This window comes from Azonexus sp. (genome assembly GCF_049652925.1).
Classification (GTDB): domain Bacteria; phylum Pseudomonadota; class Gammaproteobacteria; order Burkholderiales; family Rhodocyclaceae; genus Azonexus.
In genome coordinates, this window is record NZ_JBASFI010000010.1 from 119817 (window position 1) to 139233 (window position 19417).

The following is a 19417-nucleotide window of genomic DNA, read 5'->3' on the forward strand; positions in this document are numbered from 1 at the left end:
AACACATCCGACCTTGCCCGCGCATTTTCGGAGGCCGCAATGGAAAACCCCGTTGCACGGCATTTGCCCAGCAGAGCCGTCTCGTTCTTTTGCCGTATCGCCGCTGCCGGCCTGATTGCCGGCGCCGGACTCTTCCCGGCTGCCCACGCCGGCGACCTGAGCAAGGCCGATATCGAACGCCGCTTCGAGCCGCCCCTGCACGTTCAGGACAAGCTCACGCAGATTCCCGCCTGGCCATTGACCAGCGAACTGGAGCCGGAAGCCGGCCCGGTCGGCTACGTTTTCGAATCGATCGATCTGGCGCCAGTCCCGGGTTTCGAAGGCACACCGATGAATTTCCTGGTCTCCATCGACCGCAAGGGAAATTTCATCAACGTCGAGCTGCTGCGCCAGCATGAACCAGTCTTTCTCGGCGGCCTGGGCGAAGCGCCCCTGCGCGAATTCGTCACCCAGTACGCCGGCCGCAACATCAAGCAACAGTTCCTGATTGCACTCAATGCGGCCCGCAACCGTACCGGCCCGGCCGACACGCGCAGCAGTCAGACGACGCTGGACGGCGTTTCGAAAGCCACCGCCTCGGTGCGCATCGTCAACCAGAGCGTGCTCGGCGCCGCGCTTGAAGTCGCCCGCGCCAAGCTCGGCTTTGCCGACCGCAGCAAGCACGGCCCGGCGGCGCAAGTACGCACCGATGTCGACGACCCCGTCGCCTTTGCCGAGATGCTCAAGAACGGCATGGTCGGCCGTTTGCACCTGAGCAACGCCGAAGTCGAAAAACTGTTCGTTGGCACCGACGGCGCCGAGGTGGACGAAGAAGGCCTGGCCCAGCCGGAGGCAGTGTTCACCGACATCTACATCGCCTACCTCAACACGCCGGGCATCGGCCGCGCCATTCTGGGCGACGCGCAATACAAGGAGGCCATGGCGCGCAATTTCGAGAACCGCCACCTGTGGTGGATCGCCTCAGCCGGGCGCTACCCCATCGTCGACGACAACTTCGTTCCGGGCGGCCAGTCTTCGCGCCTGAGCATGGCGCAGGACGGCCTGTTTCTCGAACTGCGCGACCAGGGTTTCGAGCCGAAAGACATCGCCGGGCCGCCCGAACTCAACACCTCGCGCCTCTTCGGCGTCTATGCCGAAGCCGGCCTCGACCCCGGCCGCCCGCTCGACCTGACGCTGACCATCACGCGCGCCAAGGGCATGATCCTGCCGACGCTCACGCACAAGACGGTCACTCTCAAATACGCCCCGCCCAGCCGCCTGTTCAGCTACCCGCCCGAACCGCTGCCGGAATGGGTGCTGGCCTGGCAACAGCGCTGGCTCGACCTGAGCATCCTGGGCGCCGCACTAATCCTGCTCAGCATTGCCCTCGCCCGCCCCCGATGGATTTCGGTCGATGCCCGCCGCCTGAAGCTTTTCCGCCTCGGCTTCCTGACTTTCACGCTGCTCTATGTCGGCTGGTATGTACAAGGACAGCTCTCCATCGTCCAGGTCACCGGCGCCCTCAAGGCGCTCAAATCCGGCCAGGGCCTGTCGAGTTTCCTCTACGACCCGATTTCGCTGCTGCTCATCGCCTTTACGCTGATCAGCTTTGTGATTTGGGGTCGCGGCACCTTCTGCGGCTGGCTCTGCCCGTTCGGTGCGTTGCAGGAGTTTGTCGGGCTGCTCGCCCGCAAGTTGCGTCTGCCGCGCCCGCATATTCCGCTGGCCGTCGCCAAAAAGCTCGAATGGGGCCGCTATGTCGCCCTCGCAGTTCTGGTCGGTGCCGCCCTGTTCCTGCCGCGTCAGGGCGAAAGCCTCAACGAGCTGGAACCGTTCAAGACGGCGATCACCGTCGGTTTCGACCGCAGCTGGCCGTTCGTCGCCTACGCCACCGCGCTGCTTGTCGCCGGCGCCTTCTATTACAAGTTTTTCTGCCGCTTCATCTGCCCGCTCGGTGCGGTCATGTCGCTCGGCGGGCGGCTGCGCCGTTTCGACTGGCTGACCCGCCGCGTCGAATGCGGCAAGCCCTGCCAGAGCTGCAAGGCCAAATGCGCCTACGACGCCATCGAACCGACCGGCGAAATCCGTTACGACGCTTGCTTCCAGTGCCTCGACTGCGTCGGCATCTACCACGATGCCAAGCGCTGCCCGGTGCTGCTCTACGAAAAGAAGGGGTTGGTTCTCACGCCGAAGGGCGTGATGGTCGCCGGATCAGGCGGCTGAGCAGGGACCAGAAGCGCGTCAGCAACCAGCCGGCGAGCACCAGAAAGACGACGAGCAGGCCAAGAAAGACCAGCGGCGACGCCAGCATGGCCCACAGCCCGCCGAGCACCATGCCCTCCTCGCCGAACGAGGCGACCCAGTTCGAGAACGGCTCGGGCGAGGTGTTGATGGCCAGCCGGCTGCCGGCCTTGGCGAAATGCGTACCGGCGGTAATCGTGCCGCCGATCAGCCCGGCCGCCACCGCCCACGCCGGATCTACCTCGCCCATGGCAAACGCCGCGAGCAAGGCCCCGGCCGGAATGCGGATGAAAGTCTGGAAGCCGTCCCACAGCGAATCGAAGGCAGGGATCTTGTCGGCAATCAACTCGGCGAAAGCCATCAGCCCGGCAACCCCAATGACCAGCGGGTTGTGCAGCACTGAAAGCGTTTCCGGCAGATGCAGGTAGCCGAGGTTGCTCAACAGGCCGGCCAAAAAAACCACCAGATACAAGCGCAAACCGCTCGCCCAGGCCAAGCCGGCGGACAGCGCGATGGTCTGGACCAGATCCATTATTTCTTGCCGGCCTTCCGATCCAGCTCCCGCAAGTGCGCCAGCTTCTGGCCGATCTGGCCTTCCAGCCCGCGTGGCGTCGGCTCGTACCAGCCCGGTTCTGGCATGCCGTCCGGCAGGTAGGTTTCGCCGGCGGCGTAGGCTTCCGGCTCGTCGTGGGCGTAGCGGTAGGCGTGGCCGTGGCCGAGGTCTTTCATGAGTTTGGTTGGCGCGTTGCGCAGGTGGTTGGGCACGGGGCGCGAGCCGTCCTGCTTCACGTAGGCGCGGGCGGCGTTGTAGGCGTTGTATCCGGCATTTGACTTGGCGGCGACAGCCAGATAGATCACCGCCTGGCCGAGCGCCAGTTCGCCTTCCGGCGAGCCTAGTCGTTCAAAGGTTTCGGCCGCGTCGTTGGCGATCTGCATGGCGCGCGGGTCGGCCAGGCCGATGTCTTCCCAGGCCATGCGGACGATGCGCCGGGCCAGGTAACGCGGGTCGGCGCCGCCGTCGAGCATGCGGGTCAGCCAGTAGAGCGCGCCGTCCGGATTCGAGCCGCGCACCGATTTGTGCAGGGCCGAGATCTGGTCGTAGAAGGCGTCGCCGCCCTTGTCGAAACGGCGCAGGCTTTGCGCCATCGTTTTTTCGATAAATTCGCCGTCGACCGTGGGAATGCCGGCCGTTCGCGCTGCCGTGCGCACTTGTTCGAGCAGATTGAGCAAACGCCGTGCATCGCCGTCGGCCAGGCCGATCAGGCGTTGGCGGGCAGCGGCGTCGAAGCTCAGGTCGGCCAGCGCCTGGGCGCAGGCGCGGTCGAAAAGCTGGCCCATCTCGGCTTCGTCGAGCGACTTGAGGACATAGACCGAAGCGCGCGACAGCAAGGCGGAATTCAGTTCGAACGACGGGTTTTCGGTGGTGGCGCCGATGAAGGTGAGCAAGCCGGATTCGACAAAAGGCAAAAATCCGTCCTGCTGCGCCTTGTTGAAACGGTGAATTTCATCAACGAAGAGAATCGTCCGCCGCCCCTGCGTGCGCCACATTTCCGCCTGCGCCACCGCTTCGCGCACTTCCTTGATGCCGGAAAACACGGCCGACAGCGCAATGAACTCGCATTGAAACTGCGTCGCCATCATCCGCGCCAGCGTCGTCTTGCCCACGCCCGGCGGCCCCCAAAGAATCATCGAATGCGGCTGGCCGGATTCGAAAGCCAGACGCAGCGGCTTGCCGGCGCCGAGCAGGTGCTGCTGACCGATCACGTCATCCGGCGTTTTCGGGCGCAGTTGCTCGGCCAGCGGGGCATGCCGGGCTTGCGCGCCGGCATTTGAAAACAGGTCTTCGGACATCGTTATTTACATTGCATCCAGCGGAGAAGTGACGCCGCGCCCACCCTTGTTGAGCACGTGCGTGTAGATCATGGTCGTTGCCACAGCGGCGTGGCCGAGCAGTTCCTGCACGGTACGAATATCGTAACCGGACTGCAGCAGGTGCGTGGCGAAAGAATGGCGGAAGGTGTGCGGCGTCGCCAGCTTGGCGATGCCGCTGGCCTGCACCGCCTTCTTGACCGCCCGCTGCAAGGCCTTTTCATCGACATGATGGCGCCGTTCCGCGCCGCTGCGCGGATCAATCGAGAAACCGGCCGCCGGAAAAACATACTGCCAGGCCCAGTCCGTCTCGGCATTCGGGTACTTTTTATCCAGCGCATTGGGCAGATAAACCGCCGCCCGGCCCTTGGCCTTGTCGTCTTCAAACAACTGGCGGCGCCAGCGCAAATGATCCTGCAATGGCCCGACCAGCGACTGCGGCAACATCGTCACCCGATCCTTCGCCCCTTTGCCGTCGCGCACCACGATCTCCCCGCGCGTGAACTCGACATCCTTGACGCGCAGCCGCACGCACTCCATCAAGCGCATGCCCGTGCCGTAAAGCAAACGCGCCATCATGCCGTGCAGGCCGTTCATGCGATCCAGCAAGCCGCCCACCTCCTGCCGCGTCAGGACCACCGGTAACCGCTGCGGCAACTTGGCGCGAACGACGCCATCAAGCCAGGGTAAATTGATCCCCAGCACCTCGCGGTAGAGAAAAAGCAAAGCCGACAAAGCCTGATTCTGCGTCGAAGCCGCCACCCGCCCCTCGACGGCGAGGTGCGTCAAAAATGCCTCAACCTCCACTGCACCCATGTCACGAGGATGCCGCTTGTCATGAAACAGGATGAATCGCCTTATCCATTGCAGATATTGCGTTTCGGTACGGATGCTGTAATGCTTCACCCGAATCCGATCCCGCACCTGATCAAGCAATTTTGGCGGCTGTGGTGTAGAAGTCGTTTCGTCAGACATGGCAGTTTCCAACGAGGAATTAAGAATCAAAATGTTATCAGCTTATTTTAGTTTTTATACACCACGCAGGCGGGAAGTAGACACCTGCCAAGGTGGCTACTAAACGTTAGAGGTCATCGTGGTTTGGCTCAAACGTATCGGCATAACACTTTGCCTTATTGTCGTCGCATCAGGAATCGCCTATTTCGCCTTAAAGAAATACGGAGAAACATACTCCTTTGCACCTGACGACCCGGAGCAAATTCAGCTCGCAGCAGAGCATGCACAATGTGCTGGTTACTACAGGGTTATGCGCTCGTCGCTGAAAAAAGAGCGCCCCGACTACGCTGAGCAAGAAAGGCAATACACCCAAGAGTTTGAACATCATATAAAAATGGGCCTCAATTTCTCACCAGACAAAGAGCTATTCAAGATTCAAATCGAGAAGGCAAGTTCTCAGTTCGGAGATGAGGTAATCAATGCCTCCAAATCTAAAAAGGTATCCGAGCTCGTAGATACAAAAATGCATCAGTGCTTTGACACGGTCTTTCGCGGCGGTGCTTTTGTTAAGCGCAAGCTCGAAGAAAGAAGCAGGTAGTCATGCTCAAAACCTCTAACACTGCGGTCAAGGCCGCTCCCTTCGGTCGCTGGACGCTGCGCGATAGAGCTCCGCGCAGCGCCCCTTACCTACAACGTTAGAAGGTTCGTCCATTTTGGTACTCAAGCCTCTCCCGCCTTCTCTCCGCAGTGTGCTGGTTTCACCAGTCCGGTTCGGCGCGGGTTGCCTCCGGCGGGCTGTTTCCGGGTTTTACGTGCTCGGCTCAGCCGCTGTCTCGTTTGCTACGGTCAACCGGAAATTTCAGCCAAAAACAAAACCTTCGGGGTTTGGGTTCTTCCCGACTGCTCGGCGGTTTCCGGTTGTCAGCGCCGGTCGCGGCTGCGTGCCATTCGCTGGCAGCACCGCTTTCCCGGCAAACCTTTCTAACACTACGCTCAACACCGGACGCCATGAAACAGCCGTCGTTTCCTCAACCTTCGGCGCGTGGCGCCGGTTAGCTTCACGTTAGAAGGTTCCTTTATGGTGCTCTGGCTTCTTTCGTCTTCTCTTCGCAGCGTGCTGGTTTTGTCAGCCCGGTTTGGCGTGGTGGGCTTTCGGCTGGCGTCTTCCGGGTTTTACGGAAACCGGTCGCTTGTTCTTGGCGCGGTGCTTGTTTTGGCGCGTCGGCTCAGCGGTTTCGGCGTTGCTACGGTCAACCCGAAATTTCAGCGAAATTCAAAAGCTCTGGGGTTTGGCGGGCTTTCGGTTGTCGGGCATTTTCCGGGGGCAGCGGCTGGGCTCGGCTGCTGGCAGTTCGTTGGTGCGGGCGCTTTCTCGGCTGTTTCTTCTAACACTACGGTCAAGGCCGCTCCGGCCTTCGGCCTCCGCTGGACGCTGCGCGATAAAGCGCCGCGCAGCGCCCCTTACCTACAACGTTAGGCACATATGAAAATCTGGCCTGGTCAAAATGAAGACTTCAAGCCTCCTCTCTTGTCGCCCAAGGAAAAAGGAAATCTGTGGCTGGGTCTTGCTGGCATCTTTTTCGTTGGTTCAGCCACTTCATATTTTTATCCCTCAGCCGCACCTGCTACCGGTCGCTGGGCATGGCTCCACAACATCTTCTTCAATCAATTTGGTCCATCGGGAAATTTTGTTCTTTTCCTGGTGCTGGGCTTTGCTGGTGTACTGGCCGCACTCAAGCAGTATTCCGCTCACTCAAGCGAAAAGGCGCTGCATTAATGCGTAATCAATCAGTGCCTAACAATGCGGTCAAGGCCGCTCCCTTCGGTCGCTGGACGCTGCGCGATAAACCGCCGCGCAGCGCCCCTTACCTACAACGTTAGAAGGTTCTGTCCATTTTGGTGTTCAAGCCTCTCTCGCCTTCTCTTCGCAGCGTGCTGGTTTTGCCAGTCCGGCTCGGCGTGGGTTGCTTTCAGCGGGCTGTTTCCAGGTTTTACGGGTCCGGCTCAGCCGCTGTCTCGTTTGCTACGGTCAACCGGAAATTTCAGCCAAAAACGAAACCTTCGGGGCTTGGCTGCTTCCCGGCTGCTCGGCGGCTTCCGGTTGTCAGCGCCGGTCGCGGCTGCGTGCCATTCGCTTGCAGCACGGCTTTCCCGGCAAACTCTTCTAACACTGCGGTCAAGGCCGCTCCCTTCGGTCGCTGGACGCTGGACGCTGCGCGAAAAAGCGTCGCGCAGCGCCCCTTACCTCCAACGTTAGGTGCCATGTCAATGGGTTCCACAGAAAGCGCATATGCATATTTCCGGGTCGCTGGCGAAGCCCTTCCTCTCGAAGAAATTTCGTCCGCACTTTGCATGGAGCCAACCGAGAGCTGGCGCAAGGGCGATCCGGGTCAGTGCAGCCCAAGTCGTCCCGACAGCGGCTGGTGCTTGTATAGCCAGCTCCCACGCACCAACCTACGCATCGACGAACACGTTGAAACGTTACTTTCTGTTCTGGAAAAGCACGCGACTACCATCCGCGCCTTCAGTGAGCGTTTCAAGACCTATCTCGTTTGTGTTGGCTACTATTCAGACTCAAGCCCTGGGTTCTTTTTGTCCAAAGATGTCATTGAACAACTCGCTAATCTCGGGCTGTCGCTCGACTGCGATCTCTACTGCAACAGGGGTGACCGCAATGGCACCTAACACTGCGGTCAAGGCCGCTCCGGCCTTCGGCCTCCGCTGGACGCTGCGCGATAAAGCGCCGCGCAGCGCCCCTTACCTACAACGTTAGGTGTCTTTCCGTGCAGCCGAAGCCATCTCGCCCCACATTTAGGTCAATCGCATTCCTGCTTCTCTCGTATGCGCTAGGCTTGGCTTTGTTCACTCACGGTTACTTTGGCTGGGTTGCAGGGACCATTCTCATTACGTCAAGGGGAAAACCCAGCTTCGTTGCCACACCATCTGGTGACACTGCCTTTTCCTTCTACTCCTACACAATAGGGTTTATGGGCATTGGTAGCATCATCACGTTGCTTGCTTTGTGGCTTACTTGGCTCATCTTTTTCTCTTCTTCGCCCAAGAAGCCATTCTTCATTTACACACTTTCTCAGCCCATTCGGGCGAGGCACAGTCTTTCAATACCAAATTGGTTGTTTTGGTTTGTCGTTGGCGCCTTTGTTTCGCTATTCGTCTATGCGGCCATCAAAGCTACCTAACATCGCGGTCAAGGCCGCTACGGCCTACGGCCTCCGCTGGACGCTGCGCAATAAAGCGCCGCGCAGCGCCCCTTACCTACAACGTTAGAAGGCAATGGCGACTCTGATCTACCTGTTACTCGTTTTGCTGGCGATTTGGCACATATATGGCGCCGCCATCACAAGCTGGCATATCGCGCGGTCAGATTTTTTTGAGCCTTGGCAGAAACAAGCACAGTATCTAATCGCATGGCTTGTACCTCTTCTCGGCACAGCTTTCATCCTTCGCATGCTTGGTCCGGAAGTTCGCAGCCGTCGCCCGGGCTGGTCATTGCTTGAGCCACTCATATTGGCATCCTTTGGCATCTCCGCTTCCAACGCAATCGAAGCAGCTAGCAACGAAGACTCGTCCTCAACTTCAACGCCAGATCAAAGCAGCACTTCCGGCAATGACGATTGAAAAACCTTCTAACATCCCGCTCCAGCCGACCGTCAAAAAGCTGCGCTTTTTGCCGTCGGCTGAGCTAGCACGTTAGGCATCACAAACCATGCGATACCACGACGGCAGTTCAGTAACCTTAGGGGATATTGTCTCCGTACCTGTTCCAGAAGGTTCAACGAACGGGCGAGTTGTAATGCTCGGCGATACTTATGAACACCTCGACATTGACCAACAGTTTCTTAAATGGGTCATAGCCGAACGTGTCTTGGAGCCGTCTTCGGTCGTTATCGAATGGATTGAAGACAATCCGTTCGAGCATGACGATCCGCAATATGCCCCTGTTGGCAACTACATGTTCACCACAATTGATGAGTGGGTGGTGCGCAATGCCTAACATCCCGGTCAAGGCGCGGACTATGGCCGCTGGGACGTCCCGCAAGCGGGCCGCCCCTTTCCCGGCAAACTCTTCTAACACTGCGGTCAAGGCCGCTCCCTCCGGTCGCTGGACGCTGCGCGATAAAGCTTCGCGCAGCGCCCCTTACCTTCAACGTTAGGCAGCAAAGGAAACCAATTGCTCGACCCGTATAGCCCTTTCGCCAAACAACAGGAGTTTCCCATTGGAACGCGAGTTTCCGTTTCAGGGGCCTGCGGGGGCTGGCGCAACGACTGCGAAGGAGTGATCTCAAGCGCGCCCGAACCGGTTCAAACAGTTCAAGGTGAAGATTATTTCTATTGGGTGCAGTTCGATACTCCACAGCACGATCTGAGCGACGATGGCCCCTATCGCAAAGCACAAATACTCAGTCGCTGTCTCACACATGCAGCCTAACATTCCAGTCAAGGCGCTCCCTTCGGTCGCTGGGACACGCGGCAAGCCGCGTGCCCCTTACTTAAAACGTTAGAGCTAATGGCTACCTACAACGTTAGGGCTCACATGCCGCAGGAAAGCGTAACGTTCGCTACCTCAAAGGAAGTCAAGAAGGCTCTTGCCGAGAACGAGGAGATCTTTCGTTACTGTCACTTCGAGACGGCTGAGCTTCAACGTTAGTCCCTGACCAAATCAACTCTCCTGCAAGGAGGCTATTCACAATGGACATCCCCCGAATATTCAACATCACAGAAAGCGCTCACCGCATCCATAACCCGTTCACACCCGACAAGTTCGCCACGCTCGGCACGGCGTTGCATCTGGAGCCTGGGGTGCGAGTGCTCGACCTAGGAAGCGGTTCGGGGGAGATGTTATGTACCTGGGCGCGCGATCACGGCATCGTCGGCACTGGCATCGACATGAGCCAGTTGTTTACCAAGCAAGCGAAAGTTCGTGCTGAAGAACTCGGCGTTGCACATCAAGTAAAGTTCATTCATGGCGATGCGGCGGGTTATGTCTCTGAGGAGAAGGTCGACGTGGCCGCCTGCATTGGCGCTACCTGGATCGCAGGAGGAGTGGCTGGCACTATCGAACTACTGGCGCGAAGCCTGCGTAGCGGAGGGATCATCCTCATTGGCGAGCCGTACTGGCGGCAATTGCCATCGACAGAAGATATTGCCAAGGGGTGTCTGGCCAACTCGATCTCTGATTTCCTCGTGCTTCCTGAACTTATCTCGTCTTTTGGCGCCTTCGGCTACGACGTGGTTGAAATGGTTCTGGCTAACCAGGATGGTTGGGACAGATACGAAGCAGCCAAATGGCTCACCATGCGCCGATGGCTTGATGCCAATCCCGACGACGAGTTAGCCAACGAGGTTCGCGCTCAGCTGACCTCGGAACCCAAGCGCCACGCAGCTTACACGCGTGAATACTTGGGCTGGGGTGTGTTTGCGCTGATGCCGCGGTGAGTAGTGGTGTCTAAAAACAACGGGTGGCAGACCACGGTTTATACCTTCCAGCCGACCGTCAGCCAGCTACGCTGCCTGGGCGGGTGTGAGTAGCTGGATGCTGATGAATTCCATCGCCGTTTCCGCGCTGTATCTTGCTTCCGCCCTGACCTTCGTCGCGGCCTTGCTGCATTACGCCTGCATCGCCTGGGGGGCGCCCGGTTTCCGCTTTCTTGGCGCAGGCGAGCCGATGGCGCAAATGGCCGAGCGTGGGCACTGGTATCCAACTTTTATTTCGATCGTGATCGGCACGGTGCTCGTGGTTTGGGCGGCATACGCCTTGTCTGCGGCGGGCGCGATCGCTCCGCTGCCGTTGCAAAGGCCGATACTTCCGGCCATCGCTGCCGTTTTCCTGGTGCGAGGGATCGCATTTCCGTGGCTGAAACCGATCTTTCCGGACAACAGCCCGTTGTTCTGGCTGATCACCTCCGGTATTTGCCAGGTCATCGGCAGCCTGTACGCGCTCGGCACCTACGCAGCCTGGGAGCGGCTGTAGGCTCGGCCCATGTCCGGAACCAAATACCTTGCCGCCTGGTTGGCGCTGTTGCTGGTTTCACGTTGCTACGGTCAACCGGAAAAAACGGCCAATGTTGAAATCGGCTTTGCCGCAACCTTCTGCCATGACTGCGGTCCATGCCAGACCACGAATGAAAAGGAGAAGGGACTATGACTACAGGAACGGTCAAGCTTCACCGCGTACTGCGAGCAGATCCGGTGCGCATTTATCGGGCTTTTCTCGATGCCGACGCGATGGCCAAATGGCTGCCGCCCTATGGGTTTACGTGCCGGGTGCAGCATCTGGACGCCAGGGTCGGCGGCTCTTTCCGGATGTCGTTTACCAACTTTACGACGGGCAACGGCCATTCGTTTGGCGGTGATTACCTTGAACTGCTGCCCAACGAGAAAATCCGTTACACGGACAAATTCGACGACCCGAACCTGCCCGGCGAAATGCAGACGACGGTGAGCCTGCAAGCCGTTTCCTGCGGCACCGAGTTGAGCATCGTGCAGGAAGGCATCCCGGCGGTCATTCCGACCGAGATGTGTTATCTCGGCTGGCAGGAATCACTCGAACAGCTGGCCAGGCTCGTCGAGCCGAACATTCCGGACTGACTAGCCAGCCTTCAGCCAGCCGAGCAGTTCTTCCTTGCTCGGCATACGACCGGAGACCTTGACCACTTCATCAACGACGAGCGCCGGCGTGGTCATGATCGGGTAGGCCATGATCTTGTCCATCTCGGTTACGTGTTCGAAGCTCGCCTCACGGCCGAGTTCGGACACGGCTTCGCGGGTCAGTTGTTCGAGGCGGTTGCACTTAGCGCAACCGCTGCCGAGAATCTTGATCAGCATGATTCACTCCTCAGTCTGGCCTTGCGGCCACGTTCGATCAGGTGCAGCGAGGTGACGATCAGCGCGACGAAGCCGATCACGCCCGGTGCCAGTATGAGCAAGGATGTGCCATCGACCCAGGCACCGTAGGTCAGGCCAGCCAGCGTCGAGAACAGCGCGACCAGGCCAACGTAAGTCCACGCCTTGAGCTTGCCGATAATCGCCGAGGTAATCAGGATGCTCTGCAGCGAAAGCTCGGGGTCGGCCATCAGGTAGGCGATGAGCGGCCCGGGGTGCATGCCCAGCGACAGGAACATCTTGGCGATGGGCACTTCGACCAGGGTCGGGAAGTACATGAAGACGCCGAAGACGACGCCGGCCAGGTTGGCGAGAACGGTATTGGCGCCGGCGATGCTGCGTATCCACTCGGGCTGGATGAAGACCCGGATGATGCCGACGAGGAAGACGCCAACGACGAGCAACGGGAAAATCTGCTTCACGAAGCGCCAGGTTTCCCATAGCCATTGCTGCACGTCCCACCCATCGAAACGCCGGGCCAGCGGCCAGATGGCGAGACAGAGGGCGGACACGGCGAGCGTTCGGCCGGTCACGGTGAGCAGCACGCCGGTTTCGGTGACGCGCATGCCGAGGGCGGCGAAGGCCAGGGTCAGCGCGGTGAATGTCAGGGCGACCGGGGTCAGGCGGTTGAAACCGTTGTCGACCTGGCCCAGCCCTTTCCAGGCAAAGACGCCGATGGCGCCGAGCAGGCCGATCAGGATCAAGCCCTGCAGGCTCAGCCCTTCGGCGCCGGCCGCCTCGTTGACCGGCACCAGCTGGTCGAGCCCGGCCTGAACGGCGGCGGCGCCAGCCCAGGGCATTTCGACGTGGAGCAGTCCGGCGGTCAGGAAATCGAGTTTCAGCGTGCCGGCAATCAGCAGGGCGACGAGGGCGCCAAGGAAGAGCAGCGTCCGGCCCGGAATGCCGCCGCCGGCCGCGAAGGTTTCCACGTCGGCCAGCCGGGCGACATCGCCTTCGCGATAGAGCGCGGCCATGATCATCCCGATGCCGATGCCGAAGGACAGGGCGAGCACGATGCGGGCAATGGCGAAGTCGGCGCCAAGCGCCACGCCGGTATAGGCCAGGGCCAGGATGTTGGCGGCCGGGGCGAAGAACAGGAAGGTGATGGCCGGCCCGAGCCCGGCGCCCTTTTTGTAGATGCCGGCAAACAGCGGCTGGATGGTGCACGAGCAGACGGCGAGCAGGCTACCAGCGCCAGCCGCGGCCGGATACGACACCCATTTCGAGGTATTCGGCCCGAGAAAGCGAACGATCGATTGCTGCGGCACCAGTGCGGACAGCGCACCGGCGATGAAGAAGGCCGGCACCAGGCAGAGCAGGACGTGGGCTGCCAGATAGGAAGCCAGGCTGGCCAGGCCGCCCTGTAATGCGGTGATCATCCATTCCACTTTGTGTGCCTCTTTTTCAGACCTTTTTTTGCTTCGCCTCGCGGCGAAGGCTCCCTAACCTGCTTCGTACCAGCCCTTCGACGCATTGACGACCTTGACGACGAGCAGCATAGCCGGCACCTCGATGAGCACGCCGACCACGGTGGCCAGCGCCGCCCCCGACTCGAAGCCGAACAGGCTGATGGCGGCCGCAACGGCCAGTTCGAAGAAATTGCTGGCGCCGATCAAGGCCGACGGGCAGGCAACGTTGTGTTTCTCGCCGACCTTGCGGTTTAGCCAATAGGCCAGCGCCGAGTTGAAGAAAACCTGGATCAGGATGGGCACGGCGAGCAGGCCGATGATCAGCGGCTGGCGCAGGATGGCTTCGCCCTGGAAGGCGAAGAGCAGCACCAGCGTGGCGAGCAAGGCGGTTATGGACCACGGGCCGATTTTCTCCATGGCGGCGTCGAAGGCGCCCTGCCCCTTGGCGAGCAAGGCTTTGCGCCAGAGCTGGGCGATCACGACCGGTATGACAATGTACAGCACAACCGAGGTCAGCAATGTGTCCCAGGGCACAGTGATCGCCGAGATGCCGAGCAGGAAGGCGACGAGCGGCGCGAAGGCGAAAACCATGATAGTGTCGTTGAGCGCCACCTGCGACAACGTGAACAGCGGATGGCCGTTGGTCAGCCGGCTCCAGACGAAGACCATGGCCGTGCAGGGCGCCGCGGCGAGCAGGATGAGGCCGGCAATGTAGCTGTCAAGCTGATCGGCCGGCAGCATTGGTGCAAACAGGTTGCGAATGAATAGCCAGCCAAGGAAGGCCATCGAGAACGGCTTGACCAGCCAGTTCACGAACAGCGTGACGCCGATGCCGCGAACGTGCTGCTTCATTTCGGCCAGGGCGCCGAAATCGACCTTGACCAGCATCGGGATGATCATCACCCAAATGAGCAGCCCGACCGGCAGATTGACCTGGGCGACTTCCATGCGGCCAATGGCCTGGAACAGAGTCGGCGCGAACTGGCCGAAAACGATGCCGGTGACGATGCAGAGGAAGACCCAGATGGTCAGGTAACGCTCGAAGAAACTCATCGGCGCGCCGGCGGCGGCCTTGGCGGTGATTTCACATTGGACGGTCATGGCGGCTCCTTACAGGCCCAGCGCGGCGCGCACGGCGGGGATCAGGCGGGCGCGGATATCGTCCCGGACGGCAATGAAACTTTCCAGCGGCTCGCCGTGCGGGTCGTGGAACGGCAGGTGAAGGCGCGGCACCGGGCGCGGGAAGATCGGGCAGGTTTCCTTGGCGTTGTCGCAGACGCTGACTACGAGGTCGATGGGCTCGCCCATGACGGCTTCGACATCCTTGGCGTATAGCCCCTCGGTTGGCAGGCCGGCCAGCTTCAGCGCCTCGATGGCGCCATCGGCCACCTTGGGCTGCGGCTTGGTCCCGGCCGAAATGCCGCGCACGAGGCCGGCCAGTTCGTGATTGAGGATGGCTTCGCCCATCTGTGAGCGACAGGAATTGCCGGTGCACAGCACAAGCACGGTCTTGAGATTCGACATCAGGCGGTCTTTCCGGTTTTGGCGCGACGCTTCTCGGTGGTGTCGCAGCAGGTGGTTTTGGACAGGCAGGCTTCGCCCTGGCAGCAATTGCTGGTCAGGAAGGCAATCAGTTCATCCATCGTGGCGAAGTTGGCCGAGTAGCGGATGAAGCGGCTTTCGCGTTCGCCGGCGATCAGCCCGACCCGGCTCAGATGCGCCAGATGAAAGGACAGCGTGGCCGGCGCCATGCCCAGTTGTTCGCCTATGGCACTGGCGTTGACGCCCGTCGGCCCGGCTTCGACCAGCAGGCGGAAGATGGCCAGACGGGATTCGTGCCCGAGGGCGGCGAGGAGTTCGGCGGCGTTTAAAGTTTCCATATTTCGAATATTATCGAATTATAAGGCTGATGCCAATCAGGACTTTTTGGCACCTACTGCGATTTCATTTTTGGCCGTTTTTTCCGGTTGACCGTGGCAAGCCCGGTTGGCCGCAAGATTGCTCTTTCACACTTCCGACAAAGACATCCGGCGTCCATTTGTGTCATCCTGCGGCTCAAAAGTATTTTCCCCAGCCGTCAAAACAGAGTTCGTGCCATGCAGAAAATCCGTAGTCGCCTCGTCATTCTTGCCATCATCGCCGGCAGCCTCGCCGGCTGCGCCTCGCTTGACGAGAAGACCGACGCCCCGGACAACATCGCCCCGGTAGTTGATGCCATTCCCGACCACGCGGCCGGCGACATCCAGAAAATTGCCGAGCTGGAGCGCCAGTTGGTCAAGGAACAGCGTCAGTGCTATGCCGAAAAACGCCGGCTGGACCTGTCGCTCAAGGAATCGCAGAAGCAGAACGAAGAATTGCAGAAAAAGCTCGACGATCTGCAGAAAAAGCTCGACGCCCTCCTCGCCATCGACCGCGACCTGCGCTACCGCAATCGCAACCGCTGAACGCGGCAAGCCGGTTATCTCAGGAATTATTCAGCTGCATCGGCGTGGTGCTTTTCAGTTTGAAGGCCAGCACCGACAACCCGAGCAAAACAACCAGATAGCCTGACATCAGGGCCCACAGCGGTGCCTTGCCGTAAGCCAGGCCATGGGCGAGGCCGAGGAAAGCGCCGTAGATCCAGCAGGCCAGGCTGACTGTTCCGGCAATGATCATGGGTGCGCGCTGTCCCTCGCGGAAACGGGGAAGCGCATAGGCCCGCATGGTTTCGGTCGAGATTGCCCAGATCGTGATCAGCGTGACCTTGGTCCACAGCTTGGGGTTGGACAGATAGGTTTCCGGACCGTTGATATACAGGCCCACGGCGATGATGGCAAAGCCGGATAGCCAGAGATGGCGGTCAGCATAACGAATGATGCGGTTGTGACTGGGGTCGTACTGGACACGGCCGAACAGCGCCAGATAGCTCTGGAAGACGAACAGGAAGCCGCAGGCAAAGGCGATGATGTGCCACAGCGAGGTGAGGGTTTTGAGAACTTCGAGCATGAGAGTTGCTCCGATCCGGTAGGCAATCGAGGGGGGCGGGACGGCCAGCCCGGTTCACGGAAAAGCCCGGGCGGAGAACCGCCCGGGTGTCGAACTGGCCGTGGCTGGCAGTTAAGTGCGTTTGCGGCGGGAGACCAGGCCAATCAGGCCAAGGCCGGCCAGCAACATGGCGTAGCTTTCCGGTTCCGGCACGGCGGCGACAGTCAGTTTGCCGAAGATGCCGTCACGTTCCTCATCGGGGCCGGCGGTGAAGTAAAGGCTCTTGGCATCGCCAAGGTGCACGCCGTTGCCGAAAGTCAGGCCCCAGATGCCATCGATGCTGATGACGTTGCCGTTGGCGTCAAGGAGATAACCGAGCGAAGCGCCGCTGACGCGGTCGTAGGCAGCGATGGTGCCGTCGCCGAAGTTGGCGATCAGCAGGGCACCGCTGAAAGCGCCGAAACCTTCCGGTGCGATGACCATGCCCCACGGATCGTTGAGCAAGCTGTGGTCCGTGTAGTCCTGCAACATGTTGCCGTCGCGGTCATAAGCGACGATGCGGCCGATGCCGGCACCGGGTACTTCTTCCGTCGGTTCGTCGATCTCCAGTGAATTTTCTACCCAGGCGACGTAGATCCGGCCATCGGAAAGCTGCTGCACATTGAACGGCATCCAGACTTCCGAGAGGTCGGCCGGACGGGCAAAGGGCGTCGAGGTCGAAATGTCGTTCCACTGGTTGTCGAAAGTCATGATGTTGCCGTTGGCAAAATCGGCGACGTACAGGCGGTTGTCGGCGACCTTGTTGCCGTTGGCATCGAGTGCCCAGTGGTCGGTGGTGAGCGCGACGCCGTTGAAGCCGGGGCGGCGCTGGCCAGCGATTTGCGTCCCAGGAACGATGCTGCTGGCCATCGAGTAGTCCTTGACGACAACGGCTTCGAGCATCCCGGGATCTGTCTTGGTGCGCCAGGCGTTGATGGTGCCGTCCTGGGTGACGAAGATGAACTTGGCAGAGCCGGAATCAGTCCCGTAGTTGCTGCCATTGGAGTAGTTGATGGCCGGGCCGCTGACAAAGAATTCGACAGGTTGGCCGGCGTAATCGCTGGCCGCGTTGTAAACCTGGCCGGTGACCTGTGCGACGCCGTCGGCACCGGTTTCGAGCAGTTGCTTGTCGTAGGCGCTGGTGACGATGGGGACGACCTTGAGGCCGTCCTGATAGAGCGGCAGACCGGGAACATCACCGATGTAGGTGGTGGTCGTACCGGTACCGGCATTGCTGGTCCAGAAGTGGCCGCCGGCGCCGGGCGGACGCAGGGCAATACCCCAGGGATTGACCAGATTCGGATCGACCATGATGGTCGGGTTGTATTTGGCGTTGTTGGCGACGAGGTTGGTTTGCTGGTAGGCATTGCTGCCTGCCGCGTACGCGCTGTGGGCGAATAGGCTGCTGACGGCCAGCGCGAGTACCGTGCAGTAGCGGGAAGCGAACTTGTTCATGGCGAAAGGCTCCAGTTTGACGACTTGGCTGGCAAACCTCGGCTGGCTGGGTCAGAAAATGCGAGAGGTCGCTTGCAGACCAGATGTCCGTGGCGCAAGCGACCTGAGTACGACGTTTGTCCGAAAAGACGGCAACACTTTCCGGGAGAGCGTCGCCGCCCTCCCGGTCAGGGCTTACTTGGCAGCGCGGCGACGGGCGGCAAAGCCGACCAGGCCAAGGCCGGCCAGGAACATGGCGTAGGTTTCCGGCTCCGGAACAGCGGTGATCTGGATCAGGCGATCGACACCGTCGTTCGGGTGCTGGATATTCACGTAGGCGACATTGGCGTTGAACTTGTCGAAATACAGACCGGTGAACTCGGAACCCGGCGTACCGTTCGAAGCCCAGCGGGCAATGCCTTCGCCAGCGTCGAGCAGGTCGCCGTCGTGGTTGATGTCCTTGGCATACCAGATGTCATCATCAACGCCGCCATTGCGGTCCTCGATGATGTAGAGGACGCCACTAGCATCAATCGCCAGATTGTCGGGGCTGGTCAGGGCGCTGCCTACCGCTTTACCCGTAGCTAGGTCGATGGTGTTGCGGTCTACGAACAGGCTGACGGCGGTGTTGCCGGCGGCGTCGATATTCATCACGAAGACTTGCTGCGCATCGGTGGTGGTGAAGAAGATGCCTTCGTTGCCGTTGGCCAGGGTCTTCACTTCCAAGTCTTCCGGACGGTTGTAGTTCGTACCCTTGAAAGCGGCAAGATCTGTAGTGGCGCGGCCATCGATGGCATCGTAGCTGGTCATCACCACGCCGGGCAGGGCAGCGCCGTTGGTGTCGGTCAGAGCAACCCAGGAGGCGGCACCGGTGCCGCCGAAAGCGGAACCGTCACCAACGCGCATGACGAAGCTTTGGCCCGAGGCAAAGTAGTCGTCACCGTTGGTGGCATTGGCGTTGTTCGACACGTACTTGTAGACCGAGCCACCGTTCAGCTCGTCAATGAAATACATGGTGTTTTGCTTGTCGAAAGCCAGGCCTTCGTGGGAGACGCGCGGGATGATATTGCGCTGGACGAAGTTGCCGCCATTGGCAGCAGCAGTCGTCGCGTTGGTGACTTCAAACAGACGGCCCTTGGTGCTGCCGTTACCCCAGGACTCTTCGGCGGTCAGGTAGCTGCCCCACGGGGTCCAGCGCGAGGCGTCGCCGGAAACGAAGTTCTGGCTGCCGGGAGCGACGATGGTCACGGTGCGGGTGTTGTAGTTGTTGTCCCACAGGTCGACGCGCTGGACGCCACCGGTGTTGGTTTCGAACGGCATGAACAGGTAACGGCCGGCATTCGTACCGGTTTCGTTGGCGGTGATCATGTCCCAGCTACCGGAGTTGCTGCCGGCAGCCTTGGCGAGCTGGGTAGCGCGGTCAGCGATGGTGACTTGGCTGAAGTTCGGGCTGGACAGGGTAATCGGCGTCGCCGGGGTGGAGGTCGGGCCGGCCGAGGCGGCCAGCGGCGTGAAGTTGCCGAAATAGGTGTCAGCGGCGTGGGCGCCGACAGACATGGCGGCAAGGGCGCCGGCTACGGCAATGTTGAGATACTTCTTTTGCATTTTGTGATGCTCCTGGCTGGCGA

At 60.3% G+C, this 19417-nt stretch carries 23 protein-coding genes; 12 read left to right on the plus strand and 11 right to left on the minus strand.

The window, feature by feature from the left end; translation table 11 throughout:
• The first annotated feature begins 39 nt into the window (after positions 1-39).
• Positions 40-2202 (plus strand): 4Fe-4S binding protein, encoded by a 2163-nt coding sequence (locus WBK19_RS03600; RefSeq protein WP_511287013.1) that lies wholly within the window; start codon positions 40-42, stop codon positions 2200-2202.
• On the opposite strand, the gene WBK19_RS03605 is transcribed toward WBK19_RS03600, so the two are convergent.
• Genes WBK19_RS03605 through WBK19_RS03615 form a run of 3 tightly spaced genes read right to left on the minus strand, consistent with a single transcriptional unit; the run spans position 2162 to position 5064 of the window.
• The gene (locus WBK19_RS03605) at positions 2162-2752 is read right to left on the minus strand and encodes a DUF4126 domain-containing protein (protein WP_511287015.1); all 591 of its coding nucleotides are present in this window, start codon (positions 2750-2752) and stop codon (positions 2162-2164) included. The two genes, WBK19_RS03600 and WBK19_RS03605, sit on opposite strands and share 41 nt — an antisense overlap.
• A complete protein-coding gene (locus WBK19_RS03610; protein ID WP_511287017.1) occupies positions 2752-4071 on the minus strand; it encodes a replication-associated recombination protein A in 1320 nt (439 codons plus the stop codon). The genes WBK19_RS03605 and WBK19_RS03610 overlap by 1 nt, the downstream gene beginning before the upstream one ends.
• 6 nt (positions 4072-4077) lie before the next feature.
• Positions 4078-5064, minus strand: a complete 987-nt coding sequence (locus tag WBK19_RS03615) for an integron integrase (RefSeq protein WP_511287018.1) — start codon at positions 5062-5064, stop codon at positions 4078-4080.
• Positions 5065-5182: 118 nt separating this feature from the next.
• On the opposite strand from WBK19_RS03615, the gene WBK19_RS03620 reads away from it, so the two are divergent.
• The 10 genes from WBK19_RS03620 (at position 5183) to WBK19_RS03665 (ending at position 11649) form a co-directional block, all read left to right on the plus strand.
• Positions 5183-5641, plus strand: a complete 459-nt coding sequence (locus tag WBK19_RS03620) for a hypothetical protein (RefSeq protein ID WP_511287020.1) — start codon at positions 5183-5185, stop codon at positions 5639-5641.
• Between the two features lie 480 nt (positions 5642-6121).
• Positions 6122-6520 carry a hypothetical protein gene (locus tag WBK19_RS03625; protein ID WP_511287022.1) on the plus strand — a complete coding sequence of 133 codons (399 nt, stop codon included), beginning with the start codon at positions 6122-6124 and terminating at the stop codon, positions 6518-6520.
• A 6-nt stretch (positions 6521-6526) separates the two neighbouring features.
• Entirely contained in the window at positions 6527-6820 is a 294-nt protein-coding gene (locus WBK19_RS03630) for a hypothetical protein (RefSeq protein ID WP_511287024.1), read from the plus strand.
• 491 nt (positions 6821-7311) lie between these two features.
• Positions 7312-7728 (plus strand): DUF4279 domain-containing protein, encoded by a 417-nt coding sequence (locus WBK19_RS03635; protein WP_511287026.1) that lies wholly within the window; start codon positions 7312-7314, stop codon positions 7726-7728.
• A gap of 606 nt (positions 7729-8334) precedes the next feature.
• Positions 8335-8679: a hypothetical protein gene (locus tag WBK19_RS03640; RefSeq protein ID WP_511287028.1), complete on the plus strand. Its 345-nt coding sequence runs from the start codon at positions 8335-8337 to the stop codon at positions 8677-8679.
• Positions 8680-8767: 88 nt separating this feature from the next.
• A complete protein-coding gene (locus WBK19_RS03645; RefSeq protein ID WP_511287030.1) occupies positions 8768-9055 on the plus strand; it encodes a hypothetical protein in 288 nt (95 codons plus the stop codon).
• Between the two features lie 695 nt (positions 9056-9750).
• Entirely contained in the window at positions 9751-10497 is a 747-nt protein-coding gene (locus WBK19_RS03650; RefSeq protein ID WP_511287032.1) for an SAM-dependent methyltransferase, read from the plus strand.
• Between the two features lie 103 nt (positions 10498-10600).
• A complete protein-coding gene (locus WBK19_RS03655) occupies positions 10601-11032 on the plus strand; it encodes a hypothetical protein (RefSeq protein ID WP_511287034.1) in 432 nt (143 codons plus the stop codon).
• A 9-nt stretch (positions 11033-11041) separates the two neighbouring features.
• Positions 11042-11206, plus strand: a complete 165-nt coding sequence (locus tag WBK19_RS03660) for a hypothetical protein (RefSeq protein WP_511287036.1) — start codon at positions 11042-11044, stop codon at positions 11204-11206.
• Positions 11203-11649 (plus strand): SRPBCC family protein, encoded by a 447-nt coding sequence (locus tag WBK19_RS03665; protein ID WP_511287038.1) that lies wholly within the window; start codon positions 11203-11205, stop codon positions 11647-11649. The genes WBK19_RS03660 and WBK19_RS03665 overlap by 4 nt, the downstream gene beginning before the upstream one ends.
• On the opposite strand, the gene WBK19_RS03670 is transcribed toward WBK19_RS03665, so the two are convergent.
• The 5 genes from WBK19_RS03670 to WBK19_RS03690 form a co-directional block, all read right to left on the minus strand.
• A complete protein-coding gene (locus tag WBK19_RS03670) occupies positions 11650-11886 on the minus strand; it encodes a thioredoxin family protein (RefSeq protein WP_511287040.1) in 237 nt (78 codons plus the stop codon).
• Positions 11880-13322 carry a permease gene (locus tag WBK19_RS03675; RefSeq protein ID WP_511287041.1) on the minus strand — a complete coding sequence of 481 codons (1443 nt, stop codon included), beginning with the start codon at positions 13320-13322 and terminating at the stop codon, positions 11880-11882. Before WBK19_RS03675 ends, WBK19_RS03670 begins: the two co-directional genes overlap by 7 nt.
• Positions 13323-13385: 63 nt before the next feature.
• On the minus strand, positions 13386-14453 hold the full coding sequence (arsB, locus tag WBK19_RS03680; RefSeq protein WP_511287043.1) for an ACR3 family arsenite efflux transporter: 1068 nt from the start codon (positions 14451-14453) through the stop codon (positions 13386-13388).
• Between the two features lie 9 nt (positions 14454-14462).
• On the minus strand, positions 14463-14876 hold the full coding sequence (locus WBK19_RS03685) for an arsenate reductase ArsC (protein WP_511287045.1): 414 nt from the start codon (positions 14874-14876) through the stop codon (positions 14463-14465).
• Positions 14876-15232 (minus strand): ArsR/SmtB family transcription factor, encoded by a 357-nt coding sequence (locus WBK19_RS03690; protein WP_511287047.1) that lies wholly within the window; start codon positions 15230-15232, stop codon positions 14876-14878. The genes WBK19_RS03685 and WBK19_RS03690 overlap by 1 nt, the downstream gene beginning before the upstream one ends.
• 216 nt (positions 15233-15448) lie before the next feature.
• On the opposite strand from WBK19_RS03690, the gene WBK19_RS03695 reads away from it, so the two are divergent.
• Complete coding sequence (locus tag WBK19_RS03695; RefSeq protein ID WP_511287049.1) at positions 15449-15796, plus strand: hypothetical protein; 348 nt, start codon at positions 15449-15451, stop codon at positions 15794-15796.
• 19 nt (positions 15797-15815) lie between these two features.
• Here the strand turns inward: WBK19_RS03695 and WBK19_RS03700 are convergent, their stop codons facing one another.
• The 3 genes from WBK19_RS03700 to WBK19_RS03710 form a co-directional block, all read right to left on the minus strand.
• Positions 15816-16337, minus strand: a complete 522-nt coding sequence (locus tag WBK19_RS03700; protein WP_511287051.1) for a hypothetical protein — start codon at positions 16335-16337, stop codon at positions 15816-15818.
• Positions 16338-16448: 111 nt separating this feature from the next.
• On the minus strand, positions 16449-17810 hold the full coding sequence (locus WBK19_RS03705; protein ID WP_511287053.1) for a TIGR03118 family protein: 1362 nt from the start codon (positions 17808-17810) through the stop codon (positions 16449-16451).
• A gap of 174 nt (positions 17811-17984) precedes the next feature.
• Entirely contained in the window at positions 17985-19394 is a 1410-nt protein-coding gene (locus WBK19_RS03710) for an alkaline phosphatase PhoX (protein ID WP_511287055.1), read from the minus strand.
• Positions 19395-19417: the final 23 nt, after the last annotated feature.